This window comes from Campylobacter sputorum subsp. sputorum (assembly GCF_008245005.1).
Lineage (GTDB): Bacteria > Campylobacterota > Campylobacteria > Campylobacterales > Campylobacteraceae > Campylobacter_F > Campylobacter_F sputorum.
This window is the reverse complement of sequence record NZ_CP043427.1, coordinates 164,358-185,836: the sequence shown is the minus strand read 5'-3', so window position 1 is coordinate 185,836 and position 21,479 is coordinate 164,358. Positions and strand designations below refer to the sequence as shown.

The following is a 21,479-nucleotide window of genomic DNA, read 5'->3' as shown; positions in this document are numbered from 1 at the left end:
TATTATGCAGCTTGATCTATTTTATTTATAAGTTTTGCAAGTCTACTTACGCGCCTTGAAGCAGTTTCTTTCTTTAAAAATCCTTTGCTTACAAAACTATGAAAGCTTTTATTTGCAATTTTAAATGCAGCTAATGCCGCCTCTTTATCGCCACTTTCAGCTGCTGCTCTAACATCTCTTGTGATGTTTTTTAATCTTGTGCGATAAAATCTATTTCTCTCAGTTTTTTTAAGAGTTTGTCTAGCTCTTTTTTCTGATGATTTATGGTTTGCCATTTTTTTACCTTTATTATCTTTGAGTTTTTTGTATTTTAAACTTGTGATATTACTATAAATATTCTTAAATATTACTAAATTTAAGTAAAGATTAATAATATTTAAATTTTTTATCTTTGTGTTAGTTTATCTTAGATAGAATTATCAAATTAAATTAATTTTTTAAGGAATATTATAATGAGGCTTTTTGGAACAGATGGTGTTAGAGGCAAGGCAGGAGAAAAACTTAGTGCCCATTTTTCTATGCGTTTAGCAATGGCAGCTGGAATTTATTTTAGAAAATATTCACACTCAAACACAATTCTTTTAGGAAAAGATACTAGAAGAAGCGGATATATGATAGAAAATGCTATCGTTGCAGGACTAACTTCTGTTGGTTATAATGTTTTACAAATAGGTCCAATGCCAACACCTGCAATTGCTTTTTTAACTGAAGATATGAGATGTGATGCCGGAATTATGATATCAGCTTCACACAATCCATATTATGATAATGGTATTAAATTTTTTGATAATGAGGGCAACAAGCTAGATGAAAATATAGAAGAAGAGATTGAAAATATATTTTTCAACGATGAGATTATAAATGAGTCTCAAAAAACACTTATGTCTATTGGGTCATGTAAAAGAATAGACGATGTCATAGGTAGATACATAGTTCAGATAAAAAACTCTTTTCCAAAAGAGCTTACAATGTATGGAAAAAGAGTTGTCTTAGATGTAGCAAACGGAGCAGCTTACAAAGTCGCACCAACAGTATTTAAAGAGCTTGGTGCCGAAGTTATCGTTATAAACAATTCTCCAGATGGCAAAAATATAAATGAAAAATGCGGTGCACTTTTTCCAGAAAATTTAGCAAACGAAGTTGTTAGGTTAAGAGCCGATGTTGGCTTTGCTTATGATGGAGATGCAGATAGACTTGTGGTTGTAAATGAAAAAGGAGAAGTTGCTCACGGAGATGCACTTCTTGGTGTTTTAGCTATAGATCTTTATAACTCAAAAAAACTCAAAAATAGCTCAGTTGTGGCTACTGTTATGAGTAATGCAGCCCTTGAAGATTATCTTAAAAAGCATAAAATAAAACTTTTAAGAGCAAATGTTGGCGATAAATATGTTTTAGAGCAAATGAGAGCAAATGATTTAAATTTTGGTGGCGAACAGAGTGGTCATATAATATTTGGTGATTATGCAAAAACTGGAGATGGGGTTATATCTTCTTTGAAATTTGCGGCTTGTATGGTAAAAAGCGGCAAAAATGCAAGTGAAATTTTAGATGAGATAAAACCTTACCCACAAAAACTTGTTAATCTAAAAATAACAGAAAAAAAACCTCTTGATAAGATAGAGGGAATAAAAGAACTTGAAAACTCTCTTGCAAAAGATGGTATACGCTCACTATTTAGATATTCAGGAACAGAAAATCTAATAAGACTTCTTTTAGAAGGCAAAAACGAAACATTAGTAAGCAAAAGAATGGAAGAGGTTGAGAAATTCTTTTTAAAAGTATTAAATGCATAAGGCGATATTTAAATTTGGACTATTTTTCTTAGTTATACTTTTATTGGATCAATTTATAAAACAGATTTTTATCAATGGTTTTAGATGGAATGGTGAATTTTTTTCACTCATTCTTACATACAATAAAGGTGTAGCTTTTTCGATGTTTGCATTTTTAGAAGAAAATTTAAAATATATACAAATTTGTATAATTGCTTTACTTTTGGTATATTTTATATATCAAAAAAATTTTTTTATGAAATTTCCATCTCTTATAGGTATTTTGATAGGAGCTGGAAGCTCAAATTTGCTTGATAGATTTATACATGGTGGCGTTGTGGATTATGTATTTTGGCATAAGTGGTTTGAGTTTGCTGTGTTTAATTTTGCAGATGTTATGATAAATATATCGGTTGGACTAATTTTATTGATTGAGATTTTTAGCAAAAAAAAGGATAAAAATTGCAAAAAAATATCTATATAGCTTATATTTTATGGTTTTTTTCATCGCCAATTGGCGGAGGACTTCATAGAATTTATTGTGGTAAATTTATGAGTGGATTTTTACAAATCGGACTTTATTGGCTTGCATATATATGTTTTGTAACAATAATCGGTATGATTATAGCCTTACCTATTTGGATTATCTGGGGGCTTTGGTGGCTAAGTGATGTTTATTTTACCGGAGTTTTAGTAGAAGAGAGTGCGATTTTAAATAGTATTAACAAAAACTTATCGCAAGAAGAAACTATAAAAAATATTGAAACTTTGTATGAGCTTTATCAAAAAGGAGCAATAAGCAAAGAAGAGTATGAAGCAAGAAAAGAAATTTTAATGAGATAAAAGGAGAAAAAATGAGTTATGAATGGATTAAATGGTGGCATTTTGCAGCGTTTATATCGTGGATGGCAATGCTTTTTTATCAACCAAGGCTTTTTGTTTATCATGCAGAAAATATAGACAACAAAGATTATATAAAAGTTCTTAAAAAACAAGAAAGAATGCTATTTCACGGCATCGGCTGGATAGCAATGATTGTAACATACATAAGTGCTATTGCGATCATAGTTCTTTATAAACCTGATTTGATGAGTCTTGGATACTTTCATATAAAATTAACTTGTGGTGTTGTAATGACTGCGTATCATTTGAGTTTGTGGTATTTTATGATAAAATTTGACAAAAATGAGTGTAAGCTCTCTGGTAAGTTTTTTAGAGCATATAATGAAGTCCCAACTATAATAATGTTTATAATTCTTTGGGCTATGCTTGTAAAACCTTATGAAATGTAATGAGTTATCAAAACGAGATTTTAGAAAAATTAAACAAATTTAGAGATAAAAAGTATTTGGAATTTTCACAAAAGTTAATTCCAAATGCTAACGCTAGTATACTTGGTGTTAAAATTCCTTACATAAAAAAAATAGCAAAAGAAATTTCAAAAAACTACAATGCAGAAATGTTTTTATCGCTTTATGAACCAAAATTTCACGAAGAGTATCTACTAAAGGCTATATTTCTAAATTTACAAAAAAATATAAATTTAGAAATTTCATATGCAAAAAATTTATAAAAACTATACCAAACTGGGCAGTATGTGATACTTTTTGTATCAAAAAAAGTAAAAATTTAGAAATTTATTATGAGTTTATGAATTCTTTTTATGATGCAAAAAGTGAATTTGAGATCAGATTTTATTATGTGTTTTTTATGAAAAATTTTTTAAATTTAAATAGTTTGAATGAAATTTTTACGAAAATTACACAAGAAAAAAGTGATTTTTACTATGTTAAAATGGCTATATCTTGGCTACTTTGCGAAAGCTATATAATAGATAAAATAAAAACAGAAGATTTTATACATAATAAACTTGAAGATAAATTTATAAAATCTAAAGCTATCTCAAAGATAAAAGATAGCCTTAGAACTAGGTAGATTAGCAATTGCCTTTTTAGCTTACCTCGGGGGGGGAGAACTTACCGTTGCCATTATGATGACCGTCATCTATTATAACTTTACCATCATCTAATATCACTCTTACTTGGTGTTTTCGCACCTATTGTACATCCTACCAAAAAACAGCAATTAAAAAACATATAATACTATCTTTCAACTTTTCTCATTAAAATATTATGGTAACTATATTTACATAAATTTATACATTATTTATCAAAATTAAATAAAAATAATAATATTAAATTTAAATATCTTACAATATAATTACAATAATCACAAAAAATCATCAAAAAGGAGAAGTTATGCCTGAAGAAATTTCTCAACAAAAACCATCTTTGGCTAAACAATATGGACTTATATTTGCCATTTTATCAATGTTTATCATATGGATGTTACCAAATCCATCTGATTTACCAATTGCTGGACAAAGAATGATAGGAATTTTAGTATTTGCGATTATTGTTTGGATGAGTGAATGCATGAGTTATCCTGTCAGTGCTTTTGTCATTTTAAGCCTTATGGCATTTGGCTTAGGTATTGCACCAAGTATAGAAAATCCACAAATTATGATGGGGACATCAAAAGCTATAAAAATAGCGCTTTCAGGATTTTCAAATTCATCATGGGCTTTAGTTATGGCAGCACTTTTCTTGTCAGCTGCAATGATTATAACAGGTCTTGATAAGAGAATAGCTCTTTTTGTTATGTCTAAAATAGGCACAAAAGCAAAACATATGGTAATTGGAGTTATATTAGTTGGCTGTATATTGAGCTTTTTTGTGCCAAGCACAACCGCTAGAGTTTCTTGTGTTGTTCCTATTGTTATAGGCATAATAAGAGCTTTTGGTGTCAAAGCAGGATCCACATTTGCTGCAATTATGATGATAGCTGTTGCACAAGCAGATAGCTTATGGAATGTTGGTGTAAAAACCGCAGCAGCACAAAACATGGTAATGATTGGATTTGTAAAAGATATTTTAAAAACAGATATAAGCTGGTTTGAATGGTTTATAGCTGCGGCTCCTTTTTCTGCTGTTATGTCTATAATACTATACATTACGCTTATAAAAATTTTACCACCAGAAATAGATGAAATACCAGGTGGGCAAACTGCTATAAAAAAAATGAAAGAAGAGATGGGATCTATAAGTATAAATGAAAAAAAACTTATGGTTATTTCATGTATATTACTCTTTTTTTGGGCTACAGAAAAAACTTTACATCCTTTTGATACCGCATCAGTTACAATAGCTGGTATTGCTATAATGTTTTTACCAAAAATCGGCGTTATGGACTGGAAAAATGCTGTAGGAAAAATAAACTGGGGAACAATCATACTTTTTGGTGTTGGCATAAGCCTTGGAACGGCACTTTTACAAACAAAAGCTGCAGTGTGGCTAGCAAATTATTTCGTGAATATATTTGGCTTAAATTCCATGTCAGCACTTATGCTAGTAGCAATCTTGGGCTTTTTCTTAATCATTATACATCTTGGTTTTGCTTCTGCAACTGCTCTTGCAGCGGCAATGATACCTATAATCATATCTGTGTTACAAAATGTTGAAACACCTGATATAAATGTTTTAGGTCTTACGATGATATTACAATATGTAATATGCTTTGGTTTTATACTGCCTGTAAATGCACCACAAAATATGATAGCCTACTCAACTGGGTATTTTAGCGTAAAACAATTTGTAATAACCGGGATTCCTCTTTGTATAATGGCTTATCTTTTGATACTGTTTTTTAGTGCAACTTACTGGAGTTGGCTTGGATATGTTTAGTATAAATGGTGTTAGGAATGTATTTAAAAATTCATAGTTTAAAATTATTATTATAAAAAATTATATTTTTAAATATAAGTATAAGTTTAGCAAATAGTAATTATTTTTCTGATAAATTATATTAATCTCGGATAAATAGCCGGGATTAAATTTGTAATCCATCCTCTCTCTACGCCCTCATTAATTATAAAATTAGTATTTAGAATTTAATAAGTCAAAAATTTATAAATTTTTATTTTAAAATTACAAATTAATTTTTAATAAATATCTAAACTATAAATTTTCTAACTTTTAATATATAAAAAAATGCTATCAAACATAAAAATGATGATAAAATAACTACAAATTTATATCCAAAATAACTAGCTAGTGCAATGCCTAAATAAAAAGAGATAAATTGAAACAACATAGAGATACTACTTTGTAAGGCAATTTGACTAACCGGACTATCTTTAGCTTTACTCATTATAATTGTATTTAAAATCACAACATTTGACATAAAAAAGCTAGACATTAAAGCCACAACAAACACCACTACAAATTTAAAACTATAACCATTTATAGGAAATAGCATAGATAAAATAACCAAACTCATTAAAATAGTGATTAATAAAAGCCTATTAATTTGATTTAATTTCTTAAATATAAATGATATTCCAAATGCCCCAATTATAGAAAAAATCGTCCCGTAAAAATGTACAAATTTACCAATATATCCAACATCCCATCCACTATCAACAAGCACAGGTGTTAAAAGTCCATAACTCATGCAAATTCCAAGTGCTTGAAACACCATCACACTTATCCAAATTTTCTCTTGTTTTAAAAAAACAAACATAACTTCATAGTTTAATTTATCTGAATTTAACACCTTCTTTTCTTCATCAAAAATCACAATAAAAAATATAGAAACTAGAATCAAAGATATTAAAAACATAGCTGAAGTTTTAAGACCGAATTTATCATAAATCATCAAAGCAAGTCCTGCTCCTAAAATATGCCCTACTAAATTCCCGCCTGATTTTACTGAATTTGCAAAGCTAAGATTTTTATACTTAAAGATTTTACGCAAAAAAGCTGAACTTGCAATGTCATTTGTCGCTGATAAAAATCCCATCAAAAAAGATAATAAAACTATATAAAAAGTATCTTTTCTTATGTCCAAAAAGCCAACTACTAAAAGAGTTAATATCATTAAAATTTGAGTAGTGATTATAAAGTTTTTATAAACTCCACTTTTTGAAACTATCTTATCAACAAATGGCGACCAAAAACATCTAAAGGACCAAAATATAACTACAAAATACAAAAGTCCCAGCTTCTTTAATTCCATCCCATCATCTCTAAAAATAGCAACAAGCCCCTCAGTTAAAAATCCAACTCCTACATATTGTCCTAAAAATAGCGTAAAAATAAGTAAATATAGCAATTTTTTTCCTAAAAATAGTATCTAGCTCCTACACCAAAAATCCTAGGTTTATTAAAATCAACCATACTTCCTATCCAGCCATTTGTGATATCATTGATATGTTCTTCATTGCCTATATTTTCTACAAAGGCATATATGTCAAAGCTGCCACTCATATACCCTACTCTTAAATCAGCCCCAACCCATGGACTTTGCTTTTTATCATTTGCCGCATTTAGATAGGTCTTGCCTTGTGAGTAGATATCAAGTCTTGAGTAAAATCCGCTATTATGATTATAACTAAGCCCTATATTTAATGTATAAGCAGGGGTTCTTTCAATTTTATTATCTTTTATGTTTTTCCCAGTTGCTACATCTTTTTGATCTCCATATTTAGCACTAACTAAACCAAAATTTGTATCTATTTTAAAATTTTTATTTATATCATAAATTGCCTCAATCTCTATACCTTTTGAAGTGGCTTTTTTAGCATTTCCAACCACCCAAGTTCCAGGGATTACTTCATTATAAATATGTATATCATCTATATCCATATAAAATAAATTTACTCCAAGCATTAAAGAGTTATCTAAGAAAAATCCTCTAAAGCCTACTTCATAATTATCACTTGTTTGAGGTTTAAATTTATGCCCACCTATTGCAGGAGATGTTGCAAAATAGTTAATTCCACCTGGTAAATAGCCAAAACTATATCCAGCATATATATTAAAATCTTCATTTATTTTATAATTAAGTGCTATTTTAGGTAAAAATTTATTATAGCTCTCATCTGTATTTAACTCATATAAAAGTGTGCCTTTGTTTGAGTGCAGCGGATAGCTAAAAGCATTTGAGTGCATATCTTTTTCTATCCTTTGAAACCTTGAGCCAAGTGTTAGAGTTAAATCATTTAAAATATCATAACTTCCCTGTCCAAATATAGCGTAAGTTTTAGCCTTGCCTTTTGCAGGATTATCCATTTCTTTTATGGGAAACTCGTGTGCTAATGGGTATCTTAGACTTTTATTGTTAGTATTTTCACTTTCATAGTAAAGTCCAGCTAACCAGCTAAATTTATCTTTATTTAAACTTGATAATTTTATCTCTTGTGAAAATGTATCAATCTCGATATCTCTATACTGAATTACATTATCTAAATTTGTTCCAAATTTATTTACGCCATTTGAGTAATCAGCATCAAATTGTGCATAAATATCTGTATTTTTATAAGTAGTTAATGAACCAACCTTAATATCATCAAATTCATACTCTAAATTTAAAGATGATGAGTAAGTATCAATCTTTTGAAAACTATCCACATCAAAAGATGTCTCTTTTTTAGCTTGTTTTCTTGTTAAAATAGGCGATTTTTTTATAGTCGGAATATAGCCACTAACATCTTGCTTATCTTTAAAAAATGATAAATTTATATTAAATCTCTCATTTGGTTTATAAACTAAACTACTATTTAGCTTATAAATTTCATCATTTAAAGCATTGCTATCATTATAATTATTTTTTAGCCAACCATCAGTTTTATAAAAGTATCCACCAAGAGTTAAAAATAACTTATCATCAACCAAAGCTCCACCTAAATTTAAATTATTTGTATATGTATTATCCTGTGCAAACTCAGTACCTATGTCTCCACTCCACTCATTATTTGGCTCTTTTGTGATGATATTTATAGTTCCACCGATAGATTCTTTTCCATAAAGTGTCCCTTGTGGTCCTCTTAGAATTTCTATTCTATCAACATTTTGAAAATGAGCTTCATATCCGTAAAAATTAGTTTGAGGCACTCCATTTATATAAAATGTGACAGGATTTGAGTTTGTAAAAATGGAGTGATTTATACCTCTAAAATTTATCATATTTATCCCAGCAGCACTATGAGTGTGGGTATTTGGGATAAATCTATAAAGCTTTTTTATATTGTCAATCCTTTTTTCCTCTATATCTACATCATCTAAAACTGTTATAGATTGTGGAATGTCATTTATATTTTCTTCAATTTTTTGTGCTGTAACTTTAACAGTATTTAAAGTAATAGTATCTGCATATATCTGACTAATTACAGCTAGTGATAACAATAGAGTTAAATTTCTCATCTTTATCCTTTTTTAACCATATTTATGTATAATTTTACACAAATCAATAACAATTATCAATTTTTATTTAACGCTAAAAATAGAAATTTTAACGCTAGGAAAATTTTAATGAGTAAAATTATAGATAATGGTGAAATTAGAAAACATTCAACTGTAAAAAATGGAAAAATATATTATAAAGATAGTGATTTTATTTATGATATAAACCTTTTTATACTTCAAAGCGGAATTTCATATATGGAGTCAAAAATTATACTAAACACAGATATAAGTTTTAATGAAACTTTTGATACAAACTACCATTTTTTATATTTTAATAGCTCAAACACAAACGTACTTTGTTGTCAAAAAAATAAGCAATTAATCTTAAAGCCAGATGAAATTTTAACGATTTCTATGCTAAAAAATTTTAGATATAAAGTTATATATGATAATAAATTTTATAACTTCCAAGCTATAATGCTTGATGATAATTTTATAAAAGAATTTGATGTTTTTAAAGATGAAAACCAGGTCTTAGATAATCTTTACGTCAAACAATCTATAGCTAAACAAAGTCAAAAATTTATCTTAAATGAACTTAAAAATGCAGATATTTACAGCGGAAAATTGAAAGAGCTTTTTATAGAAAGTAAAGTTTTAGAACTATTGTTTTTAACTTTTAGTAATTTAAAAATCGGCGATAGTAAAACTATGCAAAAAGCAAAAGATATTTTACTTAAAGACTTAACAAATCCACCAAGTATAAAAAAACTTGCTAAAATGTGCGCTACAAATGAGTTTTCTTTGCAAGAGGGTTTTAAGAAGTGCTTTAATAAAACAATCTATGGATATTTAAAAGATGAGAGATTAAAGGTAACTTTTGAGCTTTTAAAAAGAGATGATATAAATGTAAGCGAAGCAGCTAAAATGGTAGGGTATAACAATCTAAGTCATTTTACTAAAATCTTTAAAGAAAAATTTGGTGTTTTACCAAGTAAAATTTAAGATTTACTAAATTTAAGGTAACTTATCAGTTGATTTATTTAGTGCAAATCTTAAATATAATTTACATCATTAAATTTAAATGTATTATTTTATAAATTAGATACAAAATAATACATTTATAAAAATTTATAATACTTAGTTTTACAATTTACTACAAACTTTATTAGTTATTTTTTCTAAAATTTTTTACAGTTGTTTTTTATAGTATTTATATTTAATTTCTAAATCTAGATAAATTAAAAAATGCTCATTAAATAATTTCATAAGCATTTTTTAAATCACAGCAGCTAAACTATATATATTTAATCCGTTTTATGCATCATAAAAGAAATTTTATAAATCAACTTTTTGTTTTAGACATTCTTTTTCTAACGATTGGATCAAGATATCTTTTTCTAACGCGGATATTTGACGGAGTTACCTCAACAAGCTCATCTTCTTCTATCCATTCTAACGCTCTTTCTAAAGAAAGTGTTCTAGGTGGAACAAGCTTTATAGCATCATCACTTCCACTTGCCCTAACATTGGTTAAGTTTTTACCTTTTATTGGATTAACATCCAAATCATTTGGACGACTATGTTCGCCTATAATCATCCCAACATAAACTTTTGTTTGAGGACCAACAAAAAGAATTCCTCTTTCTTGTAAATTCCAAAGCGAATAAGCTAGAGCAACTCCATTTTCCATACTCACTAGAGCCCCATTACCTCTTTGTTCTACGCTTCCTATAACAGGGCGAAATTCCAAAAAGCTATGATTCATAACGCCCTCGCCCCTAGTATCTGTTAAAAACTGGCTTCTAAAACCTATAAGTCCTCGTGCAGGAATTTCAAACTCTATCCTTGTTTGACCATCTCCTGTTGGACTCATACTTACCATTTCAGCTTTTTTTCTTCCAAGTTTTTCTATAGTAACTCCAGTACAATCATCTGGCACATCAACAACTAAAAGCTCGAAAGGTTCGCATTTTACACCTTCTATATCTTTTACTATAACCTCAGGTCTGCCAAGACAAAACTCAAAACCCTCTCTTCGCATATTTTCGGCTAATATTGTAATTTGAAGCTCGCCTCTTCCACTAACTTTAAATTTGCCCTCTCCAACATTTTCGTATCTCATAGCGATATTTGTCTTCATCTCACTTGCTAAGCGTTCATCTATTTTGTTTGAAGTTACAAATTTACCTTCTGTTCCTGCAAGAGGGCTATCATTTACACTAAAAATAACACTAAGAGTTGGCTCTTCTATATGAAGTACGTCAAGCGGCATAGGATTATTTGGATCAACAATGCTATCTCCAACATCCAAAGCTTCAAAACCGGCAATTGCTACTATGTCACCAACACTTGCTTCATTTATCTCTTGCCTTTGAAGACCCAAAAATCCTATAAGCTTACTAATACGACCATTTACCTTTGTGCCATCAGCTTTCATAAGCATAACTGAAGCGTTTTTCTTTATGGTTCCATTAAACATTCTAGCTATACCGATTTTGCCAACATAATTATCGTAATCAAGCGTGAAAACTTGAAGCTGCAAAGGTGAATCTTTAGTTCCAGCAGGAGTTGGGACATGTTTTATAATAGTTTCAAAAAGCGGAACCATATCCGTATTTGTATCTTCTAAATTGTATCTTGCAAAACCATTTTTTGCAGCTGCATAAATAACAGGAAAATCAAGCTGTTCGTCATTTGCTTCTAGTGCAACAAAAAGATCAAAAATCTCATTTATAACTCTTTCTGGATCAGCTGCTGGTTTATCAACTTTGTTTATAACAACAATTGGTCTTAAGCCAAAACTCAAAGCTTTTTTAAGAACAAATTTAGTCTGCGGCATTACGCCTTCTTGTGCATCAACTAGCAACAAAACCCCATCTACCATTCTCAAAACACGCTCAACTTCACCACCAAAATCAGCGTGTCCCGGAGTGTCTATAATGTTTATTTTATAATCTTTATAATGAATTGCCGTATTTTTAGAAAGAATTGTAATGCCTCTTTCTCTTTCTATATCGTTACTATCCATAACTCTTTCGCCAACTGTTTCATGGCTGTTAAAAGTTCCTGATTGTTTTAATAACTCATCAACCATAGTTGTTTTACCATGATCGACATGGGCAATAACGGCGATATTTCTTATATTTTCCAAATTTTTCTCCATAATTTTTAAACTAGTTTATGATTTTATCTAAATTTTGCTTTAAAAAATAAAAATTTATAAATTTAAATTTTGTGGAACGAAATTTGCATAATATTAATTAAAAATAATTTTAGGAATAATTATGCAAACACTTTTAGATATTATAAATGATAATTTCAGCCCAAGTATAGCCAAAAAAACACAGAAAAATGACGGGGAAGGAAAAAGTGATATTTTTTCTACATTACTAAACTCATTAAATACAGAAAATACAGACACACCGCAACTATCTGATATTTTAAATTTAAAAGAAATAAATAATACTAATAATGAAATAGATTTAAATATAACTAAAAAAGTGGATTCCAAAAATCTATTTGAAGCATCAAATTTTTTACAAATTTTAAGTTTATTGGAAGTTTTAAATGGTGGAAAAATAAATAAATTTCCTATTTTAAATTCTAAAATAACAGAATTTTTCTCAGTAGAAAAAAATGTATTAGAGATAAAAAGTGCTAAAAATATATTAGAACTTATTAAAATTTCAAAAAAATTTGATCTTGGTTTGGAGAAAATCAGCATAACAAAAGATTTAACCAACAAATTTGAAAAAGAATTTAAAGAACTAGCCAAAAAAAACTTTTTTAAAATAGAAAATAATCTCAAATTTGATGAAATGACAAAATCTAAAATAAACCAAATGGCAAAAATAGATCCTAAAAAAGATGAAGCAAATTTACCAAAACTTCTTGCAAATTTGGATAATAAAAATCCAAAATCTGAAATTCCTATGGATAAAATTGTTAAATCAAAAAATGAAAATGATTTAAATATAGAAAATAAAATAGATAAACAAACGCCTTTTGAAGAAATTTCCAAAGATAAAAATCTAAAGAACGAACCTAAATTTGACAAATTTCAAGAAATTTCTAAAGATAACAATTTAAATAATGAGTCTAAATTTGATAAAATTGTAAAATCAGATGAAATTATAAATAAAATGTCTCAAAAAATACCAGAAAATACTCACAAAATAGAAATTTCACAAGATAAAAACATAGACAAAAAACCACAAGAAACCAACCAAATAAAACAAAATATACAAAAAGAAGATTTGTTAAAAACAGCATTAAATCCATCTATGCAAACAAACGAAGAGCAAAATAAAAAAGACGATAATCAACAAAGTCAAAATAAAAATAGCAGTGATGAATTAAATCTTATGGTAAAAGATATAGTCAAAAACGCACAAAACCAGATGAAAAGCATAGAAGTTAAAAGAACATTTGAAAGTTTTGCAACTACGCTAAAAGATCAAATTGAAAACTATAAACCGCCTATTATGCGTGTAAATATGGTGTTAAATCCAGAAAAGCTTGGCGAAGTTGAAATCACAATCGTTAATCGCGGAAACAATCTGCATATAAATTTTAACTCAACGCCGCAAACCATGAGCTTATTTTTACAAAATCAAGCAGAATTTAAAGCAAGTCTAGTAAATATGGGTTTTAGCGAATTGCAAATGAATTTTAGTGATCAAAATCAAAACAAAAATCAAGAGCAAAACTCTAAGAAATTTAGATATACAAAAAATGATAATGAACTTCAAGATGAAGAAATGGAACACAATTTGCTAGAAATTGTAGTACCTAGATATATATAAAAAGGATCAAAAATGCCAATAGATACAAGCGGTATGTTCACACAAGATAAAGTTGCAGCCCAAAAAGCAAAAGAAACTTCCGAGAAGGCTGGATTTAGCAATCCAAAAGCAGCACTTGATAAAGATGCATTTATGAAGCTTTTACTTACTGAGCTTAAATATCAAGATCCAACAAGTCCTATGGATACAGCAAAAATGCTTGAGCAAACTAGCCAACTAGCGACACTTGAAACGCAAGAAAATACAAATAAAATGATGAAAGATTTAGCAGCGCAGATGAAAGCTATGATGAGTATGAATTCCTTTGCAGCTTTAGGAACTATGGCACATACTGCATCAGATGCTGTTGTGAAAGATAAAATGGGAAGTGATATTAATTTTTCTATATACTTTCCAGATGTAGCAAAAAGTGGAGTGTATGAAATTTATGATTCAACTGGCTCAAAACTTATCAATTCTATAAGCTTTGGCAATGCTCCAAAAGGAACTCATGAAGTTACTTGGGATGGTAAAGATGATGATGGAAATGAAGCTCCATTAGGCGCATATAGAGTAAAAGCAAAATATATAACTGAATCTGGCGAACAAAAAGAAACAAGTGTTGGAACCTATCCGGTAGAGGCAATTAGATTTAGAGACGGAAAAGCAGAAGTAAAAATAGGCGGAGAATTTATTGATATTTCAAAAATAAGCGAATTTTATAAAGGTTAGAAATGTTAAGATCTCTTTATAATGGGGTAAGTGGCATAAGAACTCATGGAGTTGGCATAGATGTAACAGCTGATAATATATCAAATATAAACAATATTGGATTTAGAGGTTCTCGTCCGGAGTTTAAAAGCATATTTTATCAAACATCCATAGAATCAGGCTATCCGTTTGGATCAAATCAAATTGGGCTTGGCTCAACTATGCAAACAACTGCACTTGATATGTCTCAAGGCAATCTGATTAACACAGAAAGAAGTTTTGATCTTGCCATAGCTGGAAATGGATATTTTGGAATCCAAGGTAGAAATGGAGATATTTTTTATACAAGAAATGGTGCTTTTGATGTAGATAAAGAGGGAAATTTAGTTACAAATAATGGCGAATTTGTAATAGGAACAGTAGCAAATTTCACACAAACAGCACTCAGTGAAACAGCCAAAGAAGCTTTTGGTCAAATTTATAATCAAACTCAAACACCTATTTTAGACGCATACACAGCAGATCAAAAAACAAGCCTAACTTTAGGCACAGAAAACACACAAAAACCTATAAAACTTCCAAAATATATGTATCTTCCACCAGTTGCAACAAGTTATGTAAATTTTAAAGGCACTCTTGATAGCAGAGATAAATTTAAAGATAGCGTAATTACGCTAACAAATAACAATGAAAAACAAAATTTAAATAACGATGGAACCGTAAATTTAAGCGGATTTATAAATGATAATAGAATAAAACCGGGCGATAATATCCAAATAACCATAAAAGATAAAAATTCAAACTCACAAACAATAAATGCATTAGTAAAAAACGATGGCAGTTGGAGTGCGGAAAACTTAGCATTAAATAACAATATAGACAAAACACTTCCGCTTGATATAAGCATAAATGCAACTATAAAAGAGCAAGAGCCAAACATAGTTAAATTTAATACAGATGTGATATCTCCAAATGGCGATAAAAATAAGCTTGAACTGGAATTTACAAAACAATATCCAAATCCAACCGAAGGACACATTTGGCAAGTAAAAGCAAGTCTTTTTTCGCCAAATAATACTCTTTTAAGCTCGTCAAACGGCGAATTAGTCTTTGATGGTAGAGGTATGCTAAAAAGCTCATCTTTAGGAAATTTGGATAATAACGGTGCTTTGCTAAATATAAATTTTGGAATTCCTGGAAATAATGGTGCATCAAATCCAATCTTTGGGGGAATGGTATCAAGAGAAGAAAAAAGCAAGATAACAGATATCCAAAAAGATGGTGCATATGAAGGTCTTTTTGAAGAATATCATGTAGGAGATAATGGCTCAGTTTATGCTAGATTTAGCAACTCAGCAAATGTAGAAGTAGCAAAAATTCCAATCTTTCATTTTCAAAATGAGCAAGGTTTACACAAAGTTGGCGGAAATTTATTTACAAAAACTTCAAATTCTGGTGAGCCAATATTTTATAAAGATTCAAAAGGAAATTTAGTTTATGGCGCACAAATAAAATCAAACTTCTTAGAGCAATCAAATGTGGATTTAGGCGAGCAATTAACTGAGTTAATAGTATTTCAAAAAGGTTTTGATGCTAGTTCAAAAAGTATCACAACAAGCAATGAAATGCTAAAAACCGCAATAGGGCTTAAAAAATAAACTTTTTTACTCCACATCAAGAGTAAAAAAGTTGCTTATGAAACCACTATTTCCAAGTCTATCATACTGGTTTATAGCAGCTTCCATATTGTTAATGCTATGATAAAGCATGGCAAGTGGAATGCGATTTTCTGGATCATTTGGATTAGTTATCCTAGCAAGTTCAAGCATAGCAATCGCATTTTCATACTGACTTGCGCCAACACTCGCAACAGCTGCATAAAATACCAAAGAAGCGTCTGTTATAGCGTAAGTATCTATTAATCTATTGTAAATCACATAAGCTTCATCAAAGTTATTAACATAAATATCTACATAAGCTAAAGTTTCAAGTAAATTTACAAATTTATCACTATTTGCTGAAACCATAACTAAATTTTTAAGATTTGAGCGTACTTTATGGATAAAACCCGAAATTTGAAGTAGTTTTATAAACTGCTCTTTTACTATATAAGGTCCATAATAAAAAGAATCTAGATTAAATTGATTATTTTGCATTGCTATTTGAGCGTTTTTGGCATAAGCTTTTATATCTAGATTATGATTTTTTGCTACGAAATTTATAAGATTTGCCATTATATCATTTGGCAAAATTGCATTTAATTCATTAGATTTTTTTATAAACAAATCTTCATTTTGTGCAAGATTTGCCGTCATTGTCTCAAAAAATACATTTAGAGCTGATCGTTTTTTGGGTATTTCAGACCAACTAATAAGTGCATTTAAATTATCTAAACCAAGATGCAAAAGTGCTGGTGAAATATCATCTGGACTTAGTTTATCATCATTTTGTATGCCTTCACTAACCTCGCTTAAGAGCTTTGGAACTTTTTCTTTTAATATATCATTGCATATTATAGCAAGTGCTCCAGAAATATGGTTGTTTGGATTTAAGTGATAACTACTTGTAAAATATTTCGCCGCATTTTTAAAATCTTGAAGTTTTGCATAACTTAGTGCTAGATTGTAATGAACTATTGCATGTTGCGGATAGGCTTTTAAAAGATCTTTAAACTCTTTATTTGCTTCTCTTAGTTTATTATCTATTGCTTTTGCTATGCTTGATGAAAGTTTGGCATTAACTTTTGAAAGAGTAGTTGAATTTCCTAGATAATCTTGAGCACCCTCTATGTTATCTAAGGATAAATTTATAGCACCTTTTCTAGCAAAATCCAAAGCCTGATTAACATCAAAAACTTGATATGGAACAAAATAAAATATCATTTCATATCTTTTTATTTTATTCTCAAACATATCTTTTTCAAAACTATTTTGAGCTATATTGATATCAAACAATTTTGTATTTAACCTAATACTAACATTATAAATTTTATTTGGCAAATTTTCATCAATGTGAGTAAGCTCTTTTAAAAGATTTGCCGCATCTTTATAAAAACCAGTTCTTATGTTTAATATCGACAAAGCAGTTGAAATTTTACTTCTATTTGGCTCACTTATTTGAGCTCTTTTCAAATAATCCTTAGCTTCACTAAATTTTCCTATTTTTGCATACAAAAGCCCTATAGTAAAATTTGAACTAAACTCATTTTGATTTTGAAGATAATAAATCGCCTCTTCTTCTTTTCCTAAAAATGTTAGAATTTTTGCCTTTAAATAGTTAAATTTACTTTTATACTGGTCATTTTGTGTATGATTAAGAACTTTTAGTGCTTCATAATAAAATCCATTATAATAATGCACTAAAGCAACATAATAGTTAAAAAGCGGAGAATCTGCTTCATTTACCAAAAAAGAGTGTGCTAAATTTAAAAAATAATCAAATGAATCATTTTTACCAAGCTCAAGCGAACAAGCAGCTGCATTTAATGCACTTACGGTTGCATTATCCATATCATTTATGGCTTTTCTAAAAGATTCTATTGCTAATTCGCAATTATTTTGCCTCATTTGCGAGACGCCAAGATTGTAATTTGATATTGATTCATTATAAGTTGATATGTCTTTATAAATTTGAAGGGCTTGCATTTTATCCCCTTTTTCATAAAGAGAGTTGGCTTTTTTTATCATATCATCTATTTTATTTGGTGCAAATTTAGCAGTATTATATATAGGCTGTTCTATCTTGTTTTCTACGATTTTAGGCTCTAATTTATCTTCAGTTTTTGAAAAAATAAAAAATAAAATAACACAAAAAATAACAACTAACAATAAAACAGAAACTACTATACCAATAATCAAAAATTTTTTTTGGTTTTTATTAACCTTTGGTGTATCTTCTTGCTTTGGCTCTTCTTTGTCTTTATCTATCTCATCAAGAGGCGTTAATTCATCGCCTGTTTCAAGAATTACGATATTTTCTTCATCAGCCATAACTACCTACATATATTTTCGTAAAACTTGCGGAATTTCTATGCTTCCATCTGACTTTTGATAATTTTCCATTATAGCAATTAGTGTTCTACCAACAGCCAAAGATGAGCCATTTAAGGTATTTACTAAAATATTTTTTTTGCCATCTTTATAACGAATTTTTGCTCTTCTTGCTTGAAAATCTCTAGTATTTGATATAGAACTTATCTCTCTATATTTGTTTTGTCCTGGAAGCCAGACTTCTAAATCAATTGTCTTTGCAGCACTAAAACCAAGATCGCCACTACAAAGCATCATATGACGATGAGGAAGACCAAGTGATGTTAAAAGATCACTCGCACAACTTATCATCTCTTCTAATACAGCATCGCTCTCATCTTGTTTTGTTATACTAACAAGCTCTACTTTTTCAAACTGATGTTGTCTTATCATACCTCTTGTGTCTCTTCCGGCTGAGCCTGCTTCTTTTCTGAAACAATGACTATAACAAGTCATTTTTATAGGCAGTTTTTCAATATCTAAAATTTCATCATTGTATAAATTTGTAACAGGAACTTCACTCGTTGGTATCAAATAAAGCTCTTCATCCCTTACTTTATATAAATCATCTTCAAATTTAGGAAGTTGCCCTGTGCCATAAAGTATCTCAGGTCTTACTAAAAATGGCACATTTACAAGCTCAAAACCTCTTGAAGTATTAAAATCTATCATATAATTTACTAGTGCTCTATTTAATTTTGCACCATCGCCTTTTAACACCGTAAAACGACTTCCGCCAAGCTTTGCTCCTCGCTCAAAATCCAACCAGCCAAGCTTCTCGCCAAGTTCAAAGTGTTCTTTTGGTTCAAAATCAAATTTTCTTGGCTCTAAAACTTTTTTTAGCTCCACATTATCATTTTCATCTTCGCCAAAAGGCACATCATCATCTATAATATTTGGTATGCTTGATGCTATTTCATCAAGTTTAAGCTCTAAATCCCTAATTAAATTCTCGCCATCTTGGACTTTTATTTTATTTTTAGCAAGTTCTTCTTTTAAAACACTTATATCTTCGCCATTTTTAGCTTTTATTCCAAGTTCCTTGCTTTTTGAATTTTGAAGCGATTGAAGAGATTCTAAATCTTGCCTTTTAACTTTAAGTTCATTGTATAAATCAAGCAAATTTTTTAACATTTGTGGATTTGTTTTTTTTGCATTGAGTTTTTTTGTAAATTCATCGAAATTTGTCTCAATGAGTTTTAAATTTATCATTTTTTCTCCTAAATATTTTGCAGATTATACCGCTTTTCATCTAAAATTCAAAAATTTATAAATTTGATATGATTAAAGTTCGCTAAGTTCTTTTGCTATCTTTAAAGATTTTTTGAAAAGTTTGCTTCGCTCTGCTTCATCAAGATTTCCAAATATTATTTGATTTCTTATAAAAGCAAGGTCAAATTGTTTAAAAATTTTATCTTGCTCTTTTAACTCTTTTGTAAATTTATCATTTATCTTTTTAATCTCATCATTTTTTTTATTCATATCATCTAACATTTTAGTAAAATCATCATTTTGCTTTACGATTTCTCCAAGTTTGCTAGCTTGATTTGGATTAACTAAACTATTTTTTACTACCATCATCTTATGCTCCTAAATTTTTATAAATTTAAAGCAAAAGACATTCCAAATTTAGCTTCCAAAACTTCCAGACGAAGTGCCTGTTTTACTACCTCCGCTAAAAAATCCGCTTTTTTTAGATGTTGAACTTTTTGAAGATGTAGCTTTTGCTTTATTAAAACTATCTACACTTCTTGAATATGTGCTTGGATTTTTATAAGCTGTTTGCCTGTGATTGTTATAAGCGGTATTGTTAAAAAGTTTACTGCCTATCCAACTTCCTATGATAGCTCCAGCTGCACTTGCAAGTATTGCCTCTCCTAGAGATAACCCGCCACTGCTAAGTTGTGCATTTTGATTAGTTAGTGGGCTAGTTCCAGCATCAATTTTGGCATTTTCTTCAGCCATCAAAACATCCATCTCTTCTTTTGTTAAAACTCTTTCTGTTCCATTTATGTCTTTTAGGACGATTCTTGTTTCTTTGCTGGGAAATTCTTCTTGAATTTTGTATTTTCCAGGCGTAATTTCTTCTATGATTACAAAGGCACCTTGTTGCGCTTCTTGTGTTAACATTTCTTCATTATTGTTATTATTTCCACACCCATTAAGACCTGTTATAAGCATAGCTCCAAGTCCGCCAACTGCTGCATAATTTGCTATTTTTCTAAATTTTTTCACTTTATTTCCTAAATTTATTTAATTTTTTTATCTCTTCTTATATACACTATGCCATTTTTTAGCTTAATTCTTTTAGATGTGTCTATTTTTGATAAAATTATATTTTTTAGTTTTTTTTCATCTTTTAAACTAAGATTATTTATCATGCAATATGTGCTAAATTTAATCCACTTTTTATCATCACTGACATCATCATTTCTACTCATATTTTGCGTAGAGCTTTCATCATACTCAGTAATTTCAACATCAATTGGAGCTAAATACTCTCCATTTTGTTTTGATATCAAAGGTTTTTCAAGAAGAGCTAAAAAATATCTTAGTTTATCATCTTTCTCTTTATAAATTTGTTTTATTTCTTCTTTATTTTGGATTAAAATTTGCTCTTTTTGTTCATAAAGCTCATCTTTTTGTTTGTGTAATTTTGCATTTTCATCTTTAAGCTCATCTATTTGATTAAGCAAATAATCTGTAAAAATATCGCTTGAAGGAACTTTTTTAGTCTGTTTTGTTGATGATTTTTTAGTTTTTTTTGAGTCCTCAGAATCAATTATGATAAATTTCTGTCCATTTTCTTCTACAAATTCTAAAGTGCCTCTTCTAATTCTATTGTAGATAGCTTCTTTTGTAATACCAAGATGAGTAGCTGCATCTGCAACACAGAGCTTTTGCATGAAGTTTCCCCATTCTATGTTAATTGGTCGC

20 protein-coding genes are annotated in these 21,479 nt (G+C 29.3%); 11 read left to right on the top strand and 9 right to left on the bottom strand.

All coding sequences use genetic code 11. From position 1 onward, the window contains the following. Window positions 1-2 precede the first annotated feature (2 nt). Window positions 3-275, bottom strand: coding sequence for a 30S ribosomal protein S20 (gene rpsT, locus CSPT_RS00955; RefSeq protein ID WP_033916991.1), 273 nt, complete (start codon window positions 273-275; stop codon window positions 3-5). 177 nt (window positions 276-452) lie between these two features. On the opposite strand from rpsT, the gene glmM reads away from it, so the two are divergent. The 7 genes from glmM (at window position 453) to CSPT_RS00920 (ending at window position 5,515) form a co-directional block, all read left to right on the top strand. Then, window positions 453-1,793 carry a phosphoglucosamine mutase gene (gene glmM / locus CSPT_RS00950; RefSeq protein ID WP_089181889.1) on the top strand — a complete coding sequence of 447 codons (1,341 nt, stop codon included), beginning with the start codon at window positions 453-455 and terminating at the stop codon, window positions 1,791-1,793. Then, a complete protein-coding gene (gene lspA / locus CSPT_RS00945) occupies window positions 1,786-2,256 on the top strand; it encodes a signal peptidase II (protein WP_089181888.1) in 471 nt (156 codons plus the stop codon). Before glmM ends, lspA begins: the two co-directional genes overlap by 8 nt. After that, window positions 2,235-2,615 carry an SHOCT domain-containing protein gene (locus CSPT_RS00940; RefSeq protein WP_089181887.1) on the top strand — a complete coding sequence of 127 codons (381 nt, stop codon included), beginning with the start codon at window positions 2,235-2,237 and terminating at the stop codon, window positions 2,613-2,615. Before lspA ends, CSPT_RS00940 begins: the two co-directional genes overlap by 22 nt. Window positions 2,616-2,626: 11 nt before the next feature. Further along, complete coding sequence (locus CSPT_RS00935) at window positions 2,627-3,064, top strand: CopD family protein (protein ID WP_089181886.1); 438 nt, start codon at window positions 2,627-2,629, stop codon at window positions 3,062-3,064. Next, a complete protein-coding gene (locus CSPT_RS09315) occupies window positions 3,064-3,345 on the top strand; it encodes a DNA alkylation repair protein (protein ID WP_089181885.1) in 282 nt (93 codons plus the stop codon). Before CSPT_RS00935 ends, CSPT_RS09315 begins: the two co-directional genes overlap by 1 nt. After that, on the top strand, window positions 3,258-3,707 hold the full coding sequence (locus CSPT_RS09310) for a DNA alkylation repair protein (RefSeq protein ID WP_115616049.1): 450 nt from the start codon (window positions 3,258-3,260) through the stop codon (window positions 3,705-3,707). Before CSPT_RS09315 ends, CSPT_RS09310 begins: the two co-directional genes overlap by 88 nt. A 323-nt stretch (window positions 3,708-4,030) precedes the next feature. After that, window positions 4,031-5,515 (top strand): DASS family sodium-coupled anion symporter, encoded by a 1,485-nt coding sequence (locus CSPT_RS00920; protein ID WP_089181883.1) that lies wholly within the window; start codon window positions 4,031-4,033, stop codon window positions 5,513-5,515. A 268-nt stretch (window positions 5,516-5,783) separates the two neighbouring features. Here CSPT_RS00920 and CSPT_RS00915 read toward each other — a convergent pair whose 3' ends face one another. Continuing rightward, window positions 5,784-6,944: an MFS transporter gene (locus tag CSPT_RS00915; protein WP_089181882.1), complete on the bottom strand. Its 1,161-nt coding sequence runs from the start codon at window positions 6,942-6,944 to the stop codon at window positions 5,784-5,786. A gap of 8 nt (window positions 6,945-6,952) precedes the next feature. Next, window positions 6,953-9,034, bottom strand: a complete 2,082-nt coding sequence (locus CSPT_RS00910; RefSeq protein WP_089181881.1) for a TonB-dependent receptor — start codon at window positions 9,032-9,034, stop codon at window positions 6,953-6,955. A 108-nt stretch (window positions 9,035-9,142) separates the two neighbouring features. Between CSPT_RS00910 and CSPT_RS00905 the strand changes: the two genes are divergently transcribed. Beyond that, window positions 9,143-10,021: a helix-turn-helix domain-containing protein gene (locus tag CSPT_RS00905; protein WP_161492205.1), complete on the top strand. Its 879-nt coding sequence runs from the start codon at window positions 9,143-9,145 to the stop codon at window positions 10,019-10,021. Between the two features lie 340 nt (window positions 10,022-10,361). Here CSPT_RS00905 and typA read toward each other — a convergent pair whose 3' ends face one another. After that, complete coding sequence (gene typA, locus CSPT_RS00900; protein ID WP_089181879.1) at window positions 10,362-12,170, bottom strand: translational GTPase TypA; 1,809 nt, start codon at window positions 12,168-12,170, stop codon at window positions 10,362-10,364. Window positions 12,171-12,303: 133 nt separating this feature from the next. Between typA and fliK the strand changes: the two genes are divergently transcribed. From fliK to CSPT_RS00885, 3 genes are read left to right on the top strand one after another with little or no spacing between them, the layout of a single operon-like run. Beyond that, the gene (fliK, locus tag CSPT_RS00895) at window positions 12,304-13,824 is read left to right on the top strand and encodes a flagellar hook-length control protein FliK (protein WP_089181878.1); all 1,521 of its coding nucleotides are present in this window, start codon (window positions 12,304-12,306) and stop codon (window positions 13,822-13,824) included. A 12-nt stretch (window positions 13,825-13,836) separates the two neighbouring features. Next, a complete protein-coding gene (locus CSPT_RS00890) occupies window positions 13,837-14,535 on the top strand; it encodes a flagellar hook capping FlgD N-terminal domain-containing protein (RefSeq protein ID WP_089181877.1) in 699 nt (232 codons plus the stop codon). Window positions 14,536-14,537: 2 nt separating this feature from the next. Next, the gene (locus CSPT_RS00885) at window positions 14,538-16,172 is read left to right on the top strand and encodes a flagellar hook protein FlgE (protein ID WP_089181876.1); all 1,635 of its coding nucleotides are present in this window, start codon (window positions 14,538-14,540) and stop codon (window positions 16,170-16,172) included. Between the two features lie 6 nt (window positions 16,173-16,178). Here CSPT_RS00885 and CSPT_RS00880 read toward each other — a convergent pair whose 3' ends face one another. From CSPT_RS00880 to CSPT_RS00860, 5 genes are all read right to left on the bottom strand, one after another. Then, on the bottom strand, window positions 16,179-18,503 hold the full coding sequence (locus CSPT_RS00880) for a tetratricopeptide repeat protein (protein WP_089181875.1): 2,325 nt from the start codon (window positions 18,501-18,503) through the stop codon (window positions 16,179-16,181). A 6-nt stretch (window positions 18,504-18,509) separates the two neighbouring features. Beyond that, window positions 18,510-19,754 carry a serine--tRNA ligase gene (gene serS, locus CSPT_RS00875; RefSeq protein ID WP_089181874.1) on the bottom strand — a complete coding sequence of 415 codons (1,245 nt, stop codon included), beginning with the start codon at window positions 19,752-19,754 and terminating at the stop codon, window positions 18,510-18,512. A 72-nt stretch (window positions 19,755-19,826) separates the two neighbouring features. After that, window positions 19,827-20,123 carry a hypothetical protein gene (locus CSPT_RS00870; protein WP_089181873.1) on the bottom strand — a complete coding sequence of 99 codons (297 nt, stop codon included), beginning with the start codon at window positions 20,121-20,123 and terminating at the stop codon, window positions 19,827-19,829. Between the two features lie 48 nt (window positions 20,124-20,171). Beyond that, window positions 20,172-20,777 (bottom strand): UPF0323 family lipoprotein, encoded by a 606-nt coding sequence (locus tag CSPT_RS00865; protein ID WP_089181872.1) that lies wholly within the window; start codon window positions 20,775-20,777, stop codon window positions 20,172-20,174. A gap of 14 nt (window positions 20,778-20,791) precedes the next feature. After that, window positions 20,792-21,448 carry a hypothetical protein gene (locus CSPT_RS00860; RefSeq protein WP_089181871.1) on the bottom strand — a complete coding sequence of 219 codons (657 nt, stop codon included), beginning with the start codon at window positions 21,446-21,448 and terminating at the stop codon, window positions 20,792-20,794. Window positions 21,449-21,479: the final 31 nt, after the last annotated feature.

Excerpts from the sequence above, each read along its gene's own strand:
- rpsT (WP_033916991.1), bottom strand. The coding sequence starts at position 275 with ATGGCAAACCATAAATCATCAGAAAAAAGAGCTAGACAAACTCTTAAA.
- glmM (WP_089181889.1), top strand. The coding sequence starts at position 453 with ATGAGGCTTTTTGGAACAGATGGTGTTAGAGGCAAGGCAGGAGAAAAA.
- lspA (WP_089181888.1), top strand. The coding sequence starts at position 1,786 with ATGCATAAGGCGATATTTAAATTTGGACTATTTTTCTTAGTTATACTT.
- CSPT_RS00935 (WP_089181886.1), top strand. The coding sequence starts at position 2,627 with ATGAGTTATGAATGGATTAAATGGTGGCATTTTGCAGCGTTTATATCG.
- CSPT_RS09315 (WP_089181885.1), top strand. The coding sequence starts at position 3,064 with ATGAGTTATCAAAACGAGATTTTAGAAAAATTAAACAAATTTAGAGAT.
- CSPT_RS00920 (WP_089181883.1), top strand. The coding sequence starts at position 4,031 with ATGCCTGAAGAAATTTCTCAACAAAAACCATCTTTGGCTAAACAATAT.
- CSPT_RS00910 (WP_089181881.1), bottom strand. The coding sequence starts at position 9,034 with ATGAGAAATTTAACTCTATTGTTATCACTAGCTGTAATTAGTCAGATA.
- CSPT_RS00905 (WP_161492205.1), top strand. The coding sequence starts at position 9,143 with ATGAGTAAAATTATAGATAATGGTGAAATTAGAAAACATTCAACTGTA.
- fliK (WP_089181878.1), top strand. The coding sequence starts at position 12,304 with ATGCAAACACTTTTAGATATTATAAATGATAATTTCAGCCCAAGTATA.
- CSPT_RS00890 (WP_089181877.1), top strand. The coding sequence starts at position 13,837 with ATGCCAATAGATACAAGCGGTATGTTCACACAAGATAAAGTTGCAGCC.
- CSPT_RS00885 (WP_089181876.1), top strand. The coding sequence starts at position 14,538 with ATGTTAAGATCTCTTTATAATGGGGTAAGTGGCATAAGAACTCATGGA.
- CSPT_RS00880 (WP_089181875.1), bottom strand. The coding sequence starts at position 18,503 with ATGGCTGATGAAGAAAATATCGTAATTCTTGAAACAGGCGATGAATTA.
- serS (WP_089181874.1), bottom strand. The coding sequence starts at position 19,754 with ATGATAAATTTAAAACTCATTGAGACAAATTTCGATGAATTTACAAAA.
- CSPT_RS00870 (WP_089181873.1), bottom strand. The coding sequence starts at position 20,123 with ATGATGGTAGTAAAAAATAGTTTAGTTAATCCAAATCAAGCTAGCAAA.
- CSPT_RS00860 (WP_089181871.1), bottom strand. The coding sequence starts at position 21,448 with ATGCAAAAGCTCTGTGTTGCAGATGCAGCTACTCATCTTGGTATTACA.